Source organism: Herbaspirillum sp. Her2, from assembly GCF_057961375.1.
The window spans coordinates 4782885-4798143 of record NZ_CM176331.1 but is presented as its reverse complement, the minus strand read 5'-3'; the positions used below and the strand labels follow the sequence as shown (position 1 = coordinate 4798143).

Annotated in this window: 9 protein-coding genes and 1 pseudogene; 7 read left to right on the top strand and 3 right to left on the bottom strand. The window is 50.4% G+C overall.

The features are described from left to right. Nucleotides 1-11: 11 nt before the first annotated feature. Both ACWHXP_RS21760 and ACWHXP_RS21755 read right to left on the bottom strand, forming a co-directional pair. Nucleotides 12-2093: a hypothetical protein gene (locus tag ACWHXP_RS21760; protein ID WP_489635069.1), complete on the bottom strand. Its 2082-nt coding sequence runs from the start codon at nucleotides 2091-2093 to the stop codon at nucleotides 12-14. 63 nt (nucleotides 2094-2156) lie between these two features. Then, nucleotides 2157-4736 carry a hypothetical protein gene (locus ACWHXP_RS21755; RefSeq protein WP_489635070.1) on the bottom strand — a complete coding sequence of 860 codons (2580 nt, stop codon included), beginning with the start codon at nucleotides 4734-4736 and terminating at the stop codon, nucleotides 2157-2159. 309 nt (nucleotides 4737-5045) lie between these two features. Between ACWHXP_RS21755 and ACWHXP_RS21750 the strand changes: the two genes are divergently transcribed. After that, nucleotides 5046-6179 carry a DNA cytosine methyltransferase gene (locus tag ACWHXP_RS21750; RefSeq protein ID WP_489635071.1) on the top strand — a complete coding sequence of 378 codons (1134 nt, stop codon included), beginning with the start codon at nucleotides 5046-5048 and terminating at the stop codon, nucleotides 6177-6179. Nucleotides 6180-6931: 752 nt separating this feature from the next. After that, nucleotides 6932-7651 carry a hypothetical protein gene (locus tag ACWHXP_RS21745; RefSeq protein WP_489637750.1) on the top strand — a complete coding sequence of 240 codons (720 nt, stop codon included), beginning with the start codon at nucleotides 6932-6934 and terminating at the stop codon, nucleotides 7649-7651. Nucleotides 7652-7824: 173 nt separating this feature from the next. Here ACWHXP_RS21745 and ACWHXP_RS21740 read toward each other — a convergent pair. Beyond that, nucleotides 7825-8924, bottom strand: a pseudogene (locus ACWHXP_RS21740) (IS3 family transposase). 226 nt (nucleotides 8925-9150) lie between these two features. Between ACWHXP_RS21740 and ACWHXP_RS21735 the strand changes: the two are divergent. The 5 genes from ACWHXP_RS21735 to ACWHXP_RS21715 all read left to right on the top strand — a co-directional run bounded on the left by ACWHXP_RS21735 (nucleotide 9151) and on the right by ACWHXP_RS21715 (nucleotide 15223). Continuing rightward, the gene (locus ACWHXP_RS21735) at nucleotides 9151-9522 is read left to right on the top strand and encodes a helix-turn-helix domain-containing protein (RefSeq protein ID WP_489635073.1); all 372 of its coding nucleotides are present in this window, start codon (nucleotides 9151-9153) and stop codon (nucleotides 9520-9522) included. Between the two features lie 173 nt (nucleotides 9523-9695). After that, nucleotides 9696-10439, top strand: a complete 744-nt coding sequence (locus ACWHXP_RS21730) for a hypothetical protein (RefSeq protein WP_489635074.1) — start codon at nucleotides 9696-9698, stop codon at nucleotides 10437-10439. Then, complete coding sequence (locus ACWHXP_RS21725) at nucleotides 10436-12460, top strand: Mu transposase C-terminal domain-containing protein (protein WP_489635075.1); 2025 nt, start codon at nucleotides 10436-10438, stop codon at nucleotides 12458-12460. Before ACWHXP_RS21730 ends, ACWHXP_RS21725 begins: the two co-directional genes overlap by 4 nt. Continuing rightward, entirely contained in the window at nucleotides 12457-13437 is a 981-nt protein-coding gene (locus ACWHXP_RS21720; protein ID WP_489635076.1) for an ATP-binding protein, read from the top strand. The genes ACWHXP_RS21725 and ACWHXP_RS21720 overlap by 4 nt, the downstream gene beginning before the upstream one ends. A gap of 844 nt (nucleotides 13438-14281) precedes the next feature. Continuing rightward, complete coding sequence (locus ACWHXP_RS21715) at nucleotides 14282-15223, top strand: TniQ family protein (RefSeq protein WP_489635077.1); 942 nt, start codon at nucleotides 14282-14284, stop codon at nucleotides 15221-15223. Nucleotides 15224-15259 lie beyond the last annotated feature (36 nt).

The window sequence follows — 15259 nt, the reverse complement described above, 5'->3', positions numbered from 1 at the left end:
ACACTGCTCCGTTATGCTAGTGAAGAAATAGGCGTCTCACAATTTCCGCCCACGATTAAATGCACTAATGACTTTGATTGATCTGAGATTCCAAGCCGATTTGCTTCCGATACGACGCGCAACGCACGGTATGTGCCGACGATTCCTAAGCGAGATGAAAGAGGTGCGACCACCGGCATTGCTTTAATCATATCCAGCGTGCGCTCGCCAGGGTCGAGTTCAGTAAAGGTCCCGTCGGCTATCTCTTTCACCGCAGCAAGCACTCCAGCTGGGGAAAATGCACCTCGAATCTCAAGCCGTACTGCATGTGTCAGGATTTCACGAGCCTCATCACAAGTCTCATCCGCAACAGTGACGCATGTAAGTAGCCGTCTAGGTAGATCGCCGCGAGACACCCGATCTGCCAATGTCGGGTACCAGAAACGCGCGCCAGATCGCTCGGCCCCCTCCACTACAGCCAAGGTTGTCCGCGGTGGAGTGCCAAGCCCGTTAGCGATCCTCAGTGCTTGGCCGAGAACAGTGCAAACCTCTGTTCCGGGGCGCAGCCAAAGATCCTCAAATGTAATTACAGTCGGATCCGCCTTTAAACGAGCCGACGATCCGCCGCTGAACATTAATTCAGCTATCGCTAAAAAATCCTGTACTTCTGGCCCACAAAGGGCAGGGACTTCGCCACCTAATGTGAGCGCTAAGAACTGAGCCATTAAACGGGCGCCATCCACGGTTAGAAACGATGATTGGGTTAGGATGGTGCCTGCTTCCTCATGTGCAAGCACCCTAACCGGCACGCTAGGCGGAAACGGTAGCGGGCATTTCTGCTGGGCCTCTGTGAGCTTTTTAGTCTCCCGGGCTAGATCCGAAGCGATCTGCTCCACTTGCACCTGTAAATCCATCACGTGGCCGAGTAGCTCGGCTTCCTCGGCTTTGCGTAGTGCCATCTGCTCTTCTGCTGCAGCTACCTCTGCGTTTAATTGCCCTTTCCTCACTTCCAACGACTTACAACGAGTATCAAGTTCGGCAACCAAAACTTCGAGCGTGGCTCGCCTGTTTCCAATGGAGTGTTCAATTTCTGCCTCGACTTGAGCACGCCGAGTCGATAGTTCTGCACTAAGCTCACCAAGAAGCTTCTCATGCGCAGCGGTATCCTGCGCATGACGTGCCTTAAACGTGGCCTTTAACTCATTTTCCAATTCGATCAAACGCTGACGGCGTATACTCTCAATATCGCGGTGGACGTCCGCCTCAGCCTTAACTTTAGCGCGGCCGCGCTCTTGCTCGGCCATTTGGTCTACGCACTCTTTCAAGAGCCCCACTATCCGCTCATCATTAAATAGAGCATCCACAAATGTCTGCAGCAACGCACGATCCGAGGAAAGACGCTTTGCCAGCTTTCCTGTACGTAGAGCATCATTGACTGCGGCAAGGTCTGTGACCACGACGGGAGAGAGTCCTTCTCCCCTTTTTGCGTATTTTTCCAACCACACAATAAGTTCTTTTGCACGTGGGTCGGAGAGATCTGCAACAGATCGCGCGATCCTTAGCGCAAATTCTTCGTCGGACGACCAGTCGTAAACAAGCGATGGCGGACTATCTGGGCGAAGATCATAAAGCGAAATTTCATCGCCCCCGAAGTGCATGTTCAGCAAAGACCCTTCGTCGAATGGAAACACAGGAACTTTTCCGTTCGAAGCTGAAAGTTGTGCAGTTCCATTAGCTTGCCTCATCTCGACTCGAAGAACCTCGGCCTCGTTCAATCGTACTACCCACAGACCCGACGGGTGCGCGGTACTGATTCCATCAATAGCCAATTTTCGTTTGATCTGCTCAATATTTTCAGATAAGGAGAAATCAGCATAAGGGTACATCCGCTTAAAAGTGCCAGCTTGCCAGTATTTGCCTCGTTTCTTTTTGCTTGCGATAGTGAACGCGACCCAATCGCCTACCTTTATCACACGTATATCAGAGCTACGCATCTCCACTTCGTTGTCGCCACCAAAAAGTGGCTGCGGATTGTCGAGCACTCGCCACGCGCCACCTATCCGCTGCGCAGAAGCCTCCACATAAGCAGCATTTTCATGTTCTGCACGCCTCATACAGCGCCCAGCGTACCAAATTGAATTAGACGCCATACCAGTTTTCCAAAGTGTTGAACTGACTCATAGCACAAGCTCTCCATTTTTCCATTGAAACCGACGTCGCCCCCGCGAGCGACGGGTAGAGGACAAGTCAGGTCCTGACAACGGCTTTTCGCTAATTGGGACGCCCGTAATGCACCCTGGCAGAAGCGATAGGAGCCAAATCGCGTCTTCCTTGCTTGCGGCATAAGCATAGCGCCCTGCATCTAAGCCGGCAGCTTGTAGTTGCCGACGGCGTAGCGTGGAAACAAGCACGTCCGGCAGGGCTCCCTCACGAGTCATCATCTCGATGCGGTCACTATGAAATTCGAACATCGGCTGTTTGGCAGCCACATGTGCAGCGACGATCGACGCATGCCGCGAGAGGTAATGCGTCATCGAGTCAAAGGCTTCTACTCGGTATAGGTCATGATCTTTGCCGTGACTGTGAACCCGGCGCGTGAGCCGCACCGTTCCCTCACTGGCACCGGATTGCACGAAGCGCCGCTTTTCCCAGCACCAAGTGGAGGCCACCCGATATTGTTCACCGTGCCGCTCCGTGCGCTCTAGAACTAGTGGGGCTTGCGAGGGTGTCGCTCCTTGCTCCACGAAGTTCCAATTTAGCTGTTTAGCAAGGGCTTTACCGGATACTCCTACCGCGCCAACCACCGGAACGCTCCATGGCAGCGCACCAAGTAGCCGAAAGGGCTGCCCTCCAAGTCCATAAACGGCCAAACGGAAGTTCTCTAGAAGGTGCGCGCACAGCCCTCCTTCCACCAACGTCACTTCGAGATTGCCATCTTTCGACGCGATGACGGAAGGTGCGACAAGAGTCCAGGCATGTCCGCGCCACTGCTTCCGTAACCTTGGTTCTAGGACACCGCCGTCCTGAAGCATACGTAACATGCGCCAAGGATCAAGTGAGTGTTCGGAGGATGTCTGTCCCAGTAAGCTCATTACTTCTGACTCTTCCCAGCCGCCGGCACCGCTTGCATAGATTGCCTCAAGTAACCATTCCAAGGCGTCATCCGCACGTTCCCATCTAAGCCTCTCGTTCAATCTGGACGTGATCGGTTCCAAATGGACGTGCGTGCACTCTAATAATGGGGATAACTTGCGTCGAGCCTCGTCGAGGGTGCCGTGTGGCACTGCACTGTCGACGAACTGTACACGCAATCGCCACGGCATCGTTTCCTCTAACCTGCCTAGACAAGGCTCAATGTGATAAACCCCTGTTAGCGGGCTTGCAGATGCTAACTGTAGTACGCCATTGTTAATCTTTGTCTGTGCGGGGGAGGCATCGGACTTATCGCAGTAGACCTCGACTCTGTCAGTGTCTGCCTCTACACACGGGAGAAATCCCGGTAGACCGAGCCATGCACCACGGACACGAATGCCGTTAAAAATCGAAGGCCGAAATAAATAATCTGCTGAGCCCGAATTGACCGACCTCAAAACCGTCTCAATAATTGAAATTGGCAGCGCAGTCTGCGTAAGGCACCAGTCACCACCAAGCTCAACTATCCCTAATCGCTGTCCAAGCGCACGATTGAGGTGACTGCGGTATGCCACGTATGCTCGCTCGCGACAACGCGCAAGCTCTGGCTCCGCCTGCCATCGTCCGATTCCAGTCTGCCGAAAAAATAGCAGACCATGTTTGATCGATGGGCCAAGGTTTCCGGTGCTAACGAGCACAGAGTCCGCAATAGCATCCGCGAATCGTGTATATAGTTGAGAATAGTCCAACTCGTCAGTAGCCCGAAATTCCCGATCCCCGTCTTCAGTGAATGAAAATTCAAGGTTCCCTATCCGCGGGACTACGCTTCGCGCGGCCGAGCGCGCCTGCGCAACTAGGCGCCAGAAGCGGTGTCCGGCGATCGCACGGCGCTGCGAAAAATAAGCGCGACGAAAATCGTCATAAGCTTCGGCAAGTCCTAATGACGCGATACCTCGATCAATCACCGCCGTAAATGCATTGAGCACCTGGGCAGGGCTTTCCTGGTCTCGTTCAGATAATGTTGCCAGCACTTGGGTAACTACACGCAGATCAGCACGGTTCGGGAAGGATAGGCGGCGCGTGTACCCGATGTGTTTCCAGCCTTTCGGAGGTTCAGGTAGAACGAGACGTCGGAATGCTGCTCCAGCGGCGACTCTCGAATCAAGCCATTCTGCGAGCGCCTTCCACATCAATGCAACACCACGCAAGTCGTTGAAGGTGCGGTTGATCCCTAGCCAGTCTGCAAGCTTTGCACGAAATTCATTGCCCGCGTCTGACTGCTTATCGAGAAAAATATCGATGAACAAGGTCATCGCCAGAAGGACAAAGTAATTTGGAACGAGGTCGTTGGATTGGCTGATTGGGCCGACCTTAAGTGATCGCAGCAAATATTGAGGTTCTGCCGTTAGAGCTTTATGAAATGAGAGCTCAACGTCCCTTTCAAGGGCTTCAGATACTCCACATGCAAGCGCCAAGGTACGTCTACAGATTTCGAAAGAATGAATATCGCTAGCGTTACCATCTTGGCCGATTGCTAGAAAATACCGCACCAGTGTATGTTCCCACTCTTGGATGGTACCGGGGATGCTGTTGTCAGCCTGCTTGTTTTCTGAGGATTGAGACACGCGACCACCCGTATTTTTATGGTGAATTTTTTCTAGATCTGACCTTCTTTAGGTTGAAACTCGTAACCATATGAATCCCCCATTCCCCGTGTTGATTTAGCTCTTGCGGTTTTGCCTCTATGGTACTTCAAGTATTGTAATCTCAGCGCGGTAACAGTTTGCCAAAACATCACTCCCCGCGTTTAGGGGATGCAGGAAATAGAGATGATCAGCGCGTCCTTAATTGCCCATCAAAATTCCTCAACTACGCCAAGTAGAGATAGCGAATCAAGGTCAGGTAAGGCAAAATATTGGTAGGAGGGATTGCGAGTGGGAAAATTTTATGAATTTTTTGCAGGCGGTGGAATGGCGAAGGCCGGACTCGGCCCAGCCTGGGAGTGCTTGTTTGCAAACGACTCCTGTCAAAAGAAAGCGAACTCTTACCGCGCTAACTGGGGGGGCGAGCGTCTTATCGTCGGCAACATCGAGAAAATTAAGAGCACGCAACTACCAGAGGTGGCAGATCTCGCTTGGGCATCATTCCCCTGCCAAGACCTCTCATTAGCAGGTAATGGGGACGGCTTAGAAGGCGAACATAGCGGAACGTTTTGGGCATTCGTCAAACTGATGAAGCGGCTAAAAAAGGGAGGACGTAAGCCGCGGATTATCGCGCTTGAAAATGTCTATGGCGCTATTACAAGTCATGATGGTTCTGACTTTGAAGCAATTATTGATGCGATCGCCGGTCTGGGTTACCAGGTTGGTGCCATGGTCATCGATGCAGTACATTTTGTACCGCAGTCTCGCCCTCGTCTTTTTGTGGTGGCTATAGACAACAGCGTGAAAGTGCCGACTGAATTAGTAGCTAGTGGCCCTACGGCGGCATGGCATCCAGCAGCAATCATTCGCGCTCACAATCGTCTCTCCATCAAGCTCCGGAAACGTTGGATCTGGTGGCATTTGCCGGAGCCGCAAATTAGACATAGAACGCTCGACGACATCATTGAACCTAACCCTACAAACGTCGAGTGGCACACCACTATCGAGACGCAACGCCTACTAGAAATGATGGCGCCCACAAACCGCAAAAAAGTAATGCAAGCGCAAAAAACAGGTCAACTAAAGGTCGGCACAATATATCGACGTATGCGCGAAGGAATCCAGAGAGCCGAAGTGCGTTTCGACGGTGTCGCGGGCTGCTTGCGTACTCCTTCTGGTGGTTCGAGTCTCCAGACAATTATTATTGTTAATGGCCCAAATATCAGAACGAGGCTGCTTTCGCCTCGTGAAACTGCTCGCTTAATGGGCCTGCACGATAACTACCTGCTGCCAATGCTAAACACATATGCATACCAGCTAACCGGTGACGGCGTCGCGGTTCCTGTTGTTGCTCATCTTGCGCGCCATCTCTTCGAGCCCGCCCTCGCAAGTGCGCGGCAAGCAGCCGTATCTAACGCCGCCTGATGAGTGATGACGCGGCCTTTTATGAATACATAAGTGGAACATCTAAATTGCTACGCAGATGATCGGTTAATCGTTGGCTGCATTTATTGTGGTGGACGAGCAGAAACTCGCGAGCATGTCCCATCACGTGTATTCTTGGACATGCCTTTTCCAGAGAATCTTCCTGTCGTCGACGCTTGCATAGAGTGCAATAACGGATTCTCTTTGGACGAAGAGTATCTTGCCTGCCTCATAGAATCAGTGATTTCTGGATCAGCGGTACCCGAAAACATTGGACGACCACGTATCGCAAATATTCTAAGGCGATCTCCGGCATTACGTGCACGCCTCGAAGCGGCAAGAACTCATACAAATGGTCAAACGACTTTTCTTCCTGAAGAAAGCCGCGTAGCGAATGTTGTGTTGAAGCTTGCAATAGGCCATGCAGCCTTCGAATTAAGCCAACCGTGCAGACATAGGCCGACCTCCTTATGGTTTCGACCGCTGATAAGCATGGATGAGTCGCAACGAGAAGAGTTTGAGTCTAACGATGTGACTGGAGGCTGGGGAGAAATTGGCTGTCGTGGGATGCAGCGGATGATCATCGCGCAGCTGACCTTTCAATCCGCGGACGGTGCGACGAAGCGAATGGATTTGGCCATCAACGATTGGATCGAGGTTCAGCCAGGCCGGTACCGTTACCACGCTGGGGACTGGGGAGACGTAGTCAAAATTAAGCTAGTAATCAGTGAGTACCTAGCATGCGAAGTGGTATGGGAACTCTCATAACAATGAGCGACAAATTTCAGTTTCCTTCCAGAGGCTTCCATATCGTCGCTCAAAAGGTCGGCGAAACCGATTATTTCCTAGACCAACTCAAACAAGTACGCGGGAAGTATTACGAATTCTCATATGTGCTGAGCGCATTTACATCTGCCGCAAGGAGCATCACCTTCTCGTTACAAGCTGTGATGTGTAAGTACCCGAACTTTGAGTCTTGGTACGAAGAAGAGAGAGTGAAGCTAAAATCGAGCCAACTTGCCAAATACTTCGTAAGCCTAAGAAATTTTCAGCAAAAAGTCGGTGAAACACCCGTCGGACACTCCGGTACTATGCGAGATGGAGAAGTACGACACTTGTCATATTTTGTGAACGTGGAGGGACTTGAGGACGCTCCAGCCGGAGAGGTTACACGTCTTGCGGAAGAGTACTTTATTGACATTCTCAGAGTTATCGAGCGGTGCTACCGAGAGTTCTGGGTATATGTTGACCCGAGAGCGATCTTCACAGAGAAAGGTCTTTCACTGCTCGGATGGACAATAGAAGATATAGAGGAGGCAGTTGGCCTACCCAGGGGTTACACGAACGTTCCATATGACGTAGAGGATAAAGTGCTCCAGAGACTGAGACTGCTCCAACATGAGTTCGGAGGAGACGAAATGATGGAACAATACTTCGCTAAGTACAATATCAATTCCAGTAAAGACGACTAGCAAGGTTGTCCAAGTATTCAACTTGCACACCAAATAAATCTCGCCAACTCACAATTTTCCTATGGATTCCAAGTCGTGTTAGGTAAGCGGCTTAGTTTCTCCATCCGCCCTGGCTCAGCCCAAGGAGCTTACTCCAAAAGTGGGGCTGACCTGCGTCGGTAATTTGTAGCCAGTTAGGCAGTGAGTCGGCTGTCGATCATATTCGATTCCAGCCAGGCTCGACGGACCGTAGCTGGAGGTTGGTAGTTATGTGAGCTATGCGGTCTACGCTCGTTGTAGAACTGACGCCATCTTTCAATCAGCACTTTTGCCTCTGCCCGGCTGCGGAACCACTCCCGGTTAAGCAGTTCGTCACGCAGCTTGCCATTGAAGCTTTCCACGAATCCGTTCTGCCATGGACTGCCTGGCGCAATGAAGGCCGGACCAACTGAGGCATCCCGCAGCCAGCGCATGACCTTGGCCGCTGTGAACTCGGCTCCATTGTCCGACCGAACGTAGGCCGGCTTTCCATGTAACCGCATCAATCGCGAGAGCGTCAGGATGACATCCTGGGAGCGCAAACTGGCAGCAACTTCGATGGCCAGGCATTCCCGGGTGTATTCGTCGATCACACACAGCATCTTCAACGAGCGTCCATCCACCATCTGGTCATGAACAAAGTCATAGCTCCAGACTGAATTAGGCTTGGTTGCTCCCGGTAACCGAATGTCGTTGCCGCATCGACGCCTGCGGGGCCGCTTTCGTGGAATGCCCAGTTTGAGCGCGCTCCAGAGCCGTCGCACTCGGGACTCGCCCAAGGCCAGCCAGGCAGACATACGCCGATAGCCGAAGCGAGGGACCTCCTACGATGCCGCGATGAGCTGCTGCGTCAGGCTCCGATCCTTTTCAGGTTGTAGCAACTGATAACCCGCTACCCGCCGGCTCAGCTCCAGATAACGACATGCCTTGCGTTGCGACAGCCCCCGACGAGTAAGGACTTCCAGCGCTTCGCGCCGGCCCGCGGAGGTCATCATTTTTTTCGGCTTAACTCCTTCAAGCCATCAATCACCAGCAGCTGCTCCGCCACCATGCGTTTGAGCTTGTCGTTCTCGGATTCAAGCTCTCTGAGCCGCCGGGCATCCGAGACATCCATACCGCCAAACTTGTTTCTCCAGCGGTAAAAGGTCTGCTCAGTAATGTTGTGGCGCTTGCACAGATCTACCGTCGCAATCTCCTTGCTCTCTGCTTCTCGCAAGATGCTGATGATCTGTTCGTCCGTAAATCGCTTCTTCATTGAGTTCTCCTTGGCGTTAGCATAAAGAACTCACTTAGCCGGTGGCTACAAAATTCGTCTCAGGTCAGGGCAGTTTTCCCTGCAACTCAACTGGCTGGGAACTCAAGATATCCTCATCCGTATCGTTACAACGATACGAAATAAGTAATTGATTATTAAGGATAATTTGAAATACAAGTGACTTTCCGCTACGATTCAGATGATTAGATCTGAACCACAATTCGTCATGAGATGCCTCGAAGAGAATCTGACGGGAAAGAGTTTTAGCGCAGAACTTTTTAGACTGAGAACAGCGCAAGGACGCACTCAGCGCGACATTGCGCGCGCGGCCGGAATTGCCCGCAGTTATTACTCCGAATTGGAAAACGAACGGCGACATCCTCCTAAAACATGCATTTTGGAGAAAATCATCAGTGCGTTGAATCTGTCCACAACAGAGTCATATGCGCTTCGGGAATTGGCAAATGTCGACCGTAAGAAAAAGAGGTATGAAAACACGTCTTATGACCTGCCAGCACTGGTACAGCTCATAAGTACCACAACAGCTCTGTCTGAAGACAAAATTCAGCGAATCCAATCTATTTTAGAGGAGAAATGAAACTGTAAAAACAAAAAGCGACGAACCCCAAATCGAGATCCGCCGCCTTTTGGCCGGGATAGATATCCGCGACTTGACACTTGCAAGATATCTGCCCCCCGCCTGAAGGTCAATCCCCTGTTCACAAAAAAAAGTGACATTGTCTATTCTGCCGCATGCAGAAGGGAGACCTCATGCCCATAGAATCTACCATAGGATCCGACACCTGGATCGAAGATGTCTTCTCAGCAGGCCCCACACGCCACTTAAAAGGGCATTCAAAGACAACCCAATATCATCAGTTCTGGTCTCACTCACAGGCAGGCTATATTGGCACCCAGGGGCGGAATGAACTGATCGCCGCACTGATCTTGGAATATCTTGTTGCACTCGGCGCACTTTCGAAATACAAGGCTCAACCATTCAAGGCGAATGACCCACGGTCAGGCCACGCGATCATTCCTGATTTCTTTGCAATTGGCACGAGCGGCGAAAGATATGTCGTAGAGGTGAAGAGCAATCGCTTTTTAGTTCAGGCTGTTCGTTCGCAACTTGAACGCAATCGCAAATACTTCGCAGAACATCAACTGCACTATCTACTTTGGACAGACAGGGCACCTATAAATCATGCCCTCCGCCGAAACTTCCTCGACATGTGGCGCTACTCGAATAGTGTGGACCGTGTAGAGGTAATCAAGCTCTGCGAATTTCTAAGTCAGCGACATTCAGCGAATGTAAGTGACATATATCAGGCTGGGTGGGACTATGCAGCAATCTTTGCGGCCACCTGGTCAGGCAAGATCCACTTTCCTCTTCACGACGTTTTAACATCATCAACAGTTCTTAAACATGGTAGGTCATCAAGTTTCCTCTCCAGTTTTCTAGGAAAGAACACCGGATTCAATCACCTTTGGAATTCTTTGGAGGATGCAAAATGACCTCTAGAATTTTTCAGGACGGCGCATCGTTCTCTGTTGGTCAGCACTTCATCCATGAAGAAATCATCTTCCACATAGTAGATGCTATAGACGACCAGTTCCTCTTAGAAAATCGAGAGACGTTGGATCGGAAAATGATCTCGGCAGACAGACTTCAACAGCTCTACCTAGCACGGGAAATTGCTCCCATCGACAATCCCGCGAGTTCGGCGACGTTCGTCTTAAAGAGCAGTGCATTTGAGCAAATCCAATCATCGTTAATGGAACACAGCTCAGAGGCGATTTCTTGGGGAAGAATGCTATACGTCCTAATCATAGGATTGCGATCACTTGGCTACCGCAGCCTCCACTCTACAAATCTGCTTGAGTTGGACTATCACAAACTAGTTCAACAATTAAAGACCGACCAAATTCTGCCAGATGTCGACGTACCTGCGCTTAGCACTTTATACCGTTGGTCCCGCACACTTGATCAGAACCACGGCGACTGGCGCGCCCTAATTCCTCGATACAATTTACGGGGAGGGAGCGGAAAATCTCGCATCTCTTCCCTAGCTCGCGATGAACTACTAATCCTGCTGGCAGAGTTAAAAGCCGATTCCAATCAAATAATAAGATATGCAGATATTGAGAGACGACTTACTGCACGCCTTTTACGACATGGAAATATAAGTACTGCTGCCTCAATTCTCCCAAGCCGCGCAACCATAGAAAGAATAACGAAAAAAGAATTAGGAAGCTATTCCATATGTCGGAGGAACCGAGGAAAGCAGATCGCGAACGAACTGTATAGGAACTGGTATCCGCGCGACACAACAACGGCACCGTTACAAATCATCGAATTTGACGATAAGGATAGCCGGGTATTTCTTATCGATGAAAATACCGGTCTTCCCTATGGCCGCGCATACATCACTGCTGGAGTCGATCAGTTCTCGACGGTTCCGCTTGCACTATCAATCAGCGATCAACCACGAAATACCGTCTCGGCGATGGATGCCTTTCAGAGATCTGTGCTACCAAAATTAAAAGACGAACGGCAGTTCGACCTGCTAGATCAAGCGCCCGAATTTTACGGCTTTCCAAGCGTGGTTGTCTTCGACAATGCCCTATATAACCACTCCAAAGCAATTGAACTCGCAGTACATGAATCCACTGGTGCCATCACTGCCTGGGCGAAGCCGCGGACGCCGACTGAGAAGTCGGTAGTAGAGGATTTTAATAACCGTATGATCCGTGGTCTTTTTGAAATGATGCCGGGATATAGCGGCGCCAAAGGTATGCAATCAGGTGCCGCTGAAGGAAGAAAGCTCGCGAGAATGAATCTGCTAACATTTCAGCAACTTCTACAGAAATGGGCCTATGACATTTACTCAAATAGTCCGCGCTCTAAAGGCATGAGCCCTCGACAGCTCTGGCATGCCGCAGTCCATGACATACGACCGCGGGTACCTCAAAATTTAGATCAGTTCAGATTCATTTTCTCCCTTGAGCACACGGCCAGGCTTTCCCCTGCCGGCCTCAAACTATTTGGACTTCAATATCAAAGCACAGACCTCATTACTTTGAGAAAACGGATGGGTCATAGTAGCAGGCTAACGTTTCGCTATCACCCAAATGATCTGACTCAAATATATGTACGCATCCCCCAGACAAAGCAATTTCTGATAGTACCCAGTACAGATATTGGATACACCGCGAATCTGAATCTGACGCAACACAAGTGGATTCTGAAGACTTCTAAAGAGCTCGGCAAAGCTAACCCTATACTCCCAGACCTCTATATGGCTCGAGAAGAACTCATCTCCCGAACAAAGCAACTTGCTACGTCAAAAAAGCTTCGTGAGAGAAAGCTCGCAAATAGAATTGGAAACATAGGTCCAACGGCTTCGCTCGAGGACGATCTGCAAATTTCCGAGATTGAATATCAACTGGAACAACTGTCTCTCGTTGAACTCGAGAACGACGAGGATGAGTGGGAATTTCCGGCCAACTTCGGATCGCAGGAGGAAGCGCAATGATGGATTGGAGAAATACATCGATAAGTGTGCGCCAACAATACATTGCTGCGCAAATGCAAATAGATCACCCGAACTTCGTAAGAGCGGCGATTGAAATTAAACGCCGCGCTAGCCGCTGCGAAATTGAAGAAGCTGGCGCAGGAATTCTTGTCCTTGCTCCGTCAGGGGCAGGAAAAACCCATCTCTGCAGGTTTCTAAAGGCTCAATGGCCCGATCATATTGTCGGCAGCTCCACAAATATCCCAGTTATAAAATTTGATATCCCGTCGCGACCTTCTGATAGGGCAATGGGACGAGCACTGCTAATTTCAATAGGAGACCCACTGTGGAATAGCGGGACGGCAATGGAACTCATGCTGCGCATTCAGCATTTGATCCCGAGGATTGGAACTCGGATTATCTTGATCGACAACGTGCAAGATATTCCAGATCAGCGTAGAGAAATTGGAATTAGGCAGATCGGAAATTGGTTGCGCACTCTTATTGAGGTGAGCAAATGCCTCGTAGTTTTTCTTGGAACACCGTCTGCGGAGAAAATAATTTACGCCAATAGCCAATTGAAGCGACGGACAGTAAAGCAACTTCATCTAGATTACTTTTACTTTGACAGCGAACGGGAAAAGAAAATCTTCGTTCGCTTTGTTCAAAGTATCTGGGTCAAACTTCCCATTGCGGAACGTGACGAAGAGATTGAGCAGGACTTAATTGCCGAGATCCACTACGCGACATTTGGAATACCAGACTATATCTTTCAGCTCTTTATCGAGGCTATTGCGTTGATGCATCAAGGTGGTCGAGAACGCCTTACGCGTGAAGATTTCGCGCGCGCCTTTCCCGTGATTCACAAAGATGCGGTCTCAAGAGCCCTGAACCCCTTCCTGCCAACCGGCCCGAAAAGGCCACTGACTAAAGAATTTGAGCCCTTTGCGAATTGGTTCGACACATCCAACCCACCACTTCGTGCACGGAGAGGGTGAATATGAGCCGAAATAAGAAAGGACGCGGGACGATGCGTAAATTACTTGTCCGGCCCGCTCCGCAACCGAATCAATGTCGGCAAGACTTTCTGTTAACTCTAATCGATGAAAACCACCTACTCAATGTGCAACAACTAAACAAACTGTTGGGAGTCAGCTATATGGCTCTGTGCACGGCACCGGAAGATGTCTTACTAGCGGCTATAGAAGGGGAACTTTCCTTGCTCGAAATCCCCGGCCCACTTCACATGCGCGGGATAGTTCTTCATACCCAGGGCCTAGGTGGAAGGGCAAAGATATGCCCTACGTGCATTGCGGAGACGCGACCTACTCCGCCGCAATTCAATCTAGGCTTGCAGATTTTTTGCGATAGACATTTTCTGTTGCTGCGCGCCCGTTGTGAAAATTGCAGTGCGTTTATCTCATATAGGAGGTTACGGCGTGGCCAGTGTGCCTGCGGAGCTAATTTAGCAGCGCTCCCGCAGGAACTCGCTCCTCCATGGTTAGAGGATTTCTATGAATTTTTTGCCCCCTGGCGAAAAGATGCAGAACCTCCGACGCTAAAATTTGCACGGCTAGAATTTGACATCGCCCGATTGCTCTATCAAGTCAGACATAGTGGCAACGAGAGTATGCTGGGAAACGCATATCCCTATTTCGACATGTCGGACATGCAGGTTTTTCGGGGCTGGTTAAATGATTGGCCTAAGAGCTTTGAGCAAGCGCTTCTAGGCCTTTTTAAACACCGTAATCCTCAGCGATGGATCGCTCTCTTTGAAGATTCACTGCACAATGTCCCGATTCTAAAATCGGCAATTAATATGGCCGCTGAGAAGGTATAGATATGTTCCTTTTTCGCCCGCCGCCCTTGCCAAATGAATCCCTATCCTCTTGGCGCCAGCGCATAGCGCTAGATAATGGATTTCTTCGTTTCCCTCGGGCGCCGAACGAGAGAGCACTAGATCCTGACAGGATGCCTTCTGACGATATTGCCAGGTGGTTGATTAACTATGCATCCGTCGCTCCTGAAACGCTAAGTCAATTAACGGCCGAAGAAAATATCGGAAAGACGTTCCCTACCTCGGGCAAGATTCCTTGGTTAATCACTCTAGGTCATCGTTCAACATCTCAGGTTGCGGCCCCGATGTTCTGTCCAGAATGTTTAAATGGGGATTCCATTCCTTATTTTAGGATCGCTTGGCGGTCTGCACTTTTGACCCGCTGTCACTTCCACGGCAATCTTCTATCGGAGTGTTGCCCGGCGTGCTTCGAAAAGATTTGGCCTTGGGGATATCAGAAAATCTCAGATCTCAGATGGCGCCCTCTGCATATCTGTCGTTGCGGCCACGATCTTCGAAATAACATGCATACCAGCGGTACTCCGCCGTGCATATACGCTCCGGAGCTAGCTAAATCCTTTAACGCTAACGAAGAGGACTCGCGCTCACTTTTCGTCATCAGCCAGCTTCTTGTTCGGCGCACACATATCCAGCTTCGCCGCCAAGTTACGGAGCGCTGGCAAATAATTCTGCGACGTCCTCCCCCTGGAGCGAGATCAATATCTCAACTACCCGTTATTGAGAGAGCGAAATACTTGTCCGCGGCAAGAAATATTCTGGATGATTGGCCTAATACATTTATCGAGGTCTTGATTGCAGCCAAAACCTCACGCCTGCAGTTCTCGGGCCTTTTTGAAACTATGCCGTCACCAATGCGAGACCTGCTCACCGGCAATCTAGCTGCCAAACGTTCGAAGGCATTTGCCTCGAAATCTATCTTCGAGTAGTGCTTTCGACGCACAAATCGCTCGGCCATCTAGATT

What these genes read in the sequence shown, in the direction of transcription:
- ACWHXP_RS21730 (WP_489635074.1), top strand. Translation starts at nt 9,696, where the DNA reads ATGCCCATAGAATCTACCATAGGATCCGACACCTGGATCGAAGATGTC.
- ACWHXP_RS21725 (WP_489635075.1), top strand. Translation starts at nt 10,436, where the DNA reads ATGACCTCTAGAATTTTTCAGGACGGCGCATCGTTCTCTGTTGGTCAG.
- ACWHXP_RS21715 (WP_489635077.1), top strand. Translation starts at nt 14,282, where the DNA reads ATGTTCCTTTTTCGCCCGCCGCCCTTGCCAAATGAATCCCTATCCTCT.
- ACWHXP_RS21735 (WP_489635073.1), top strand. Translation starts at nt 9,151, where the DNA reads ATGAGATGCCTCGAAGAGAATCTGACGGGAAAGAGTTTTAGCGCAGAA.
- ACWHXP_RS21720 (WP_489635076.1), top strand. Translation starts at nt 12,457, where the DNA reads ATGATGGATTGGAGAAATACATCGATAAGTGTGCGCCAACAATACATT.
- ACWHXP_RS21760 (WP_489635069.1), bottom strand. Translation starts at nt 2,093, where the DNA reads ATGAGGCGTGCAGAACATGAAAATGCTGCTTATGTGGAGGCTTCTGCG.
- ACWHXP_RS21745 (WP_489637750.1), top strand. Translation starts at nt 6,932, where the DNA reads ATGGGAACTCTCATAACAATGAGCGACAAATTTCAGTTTCCTTCCAGA.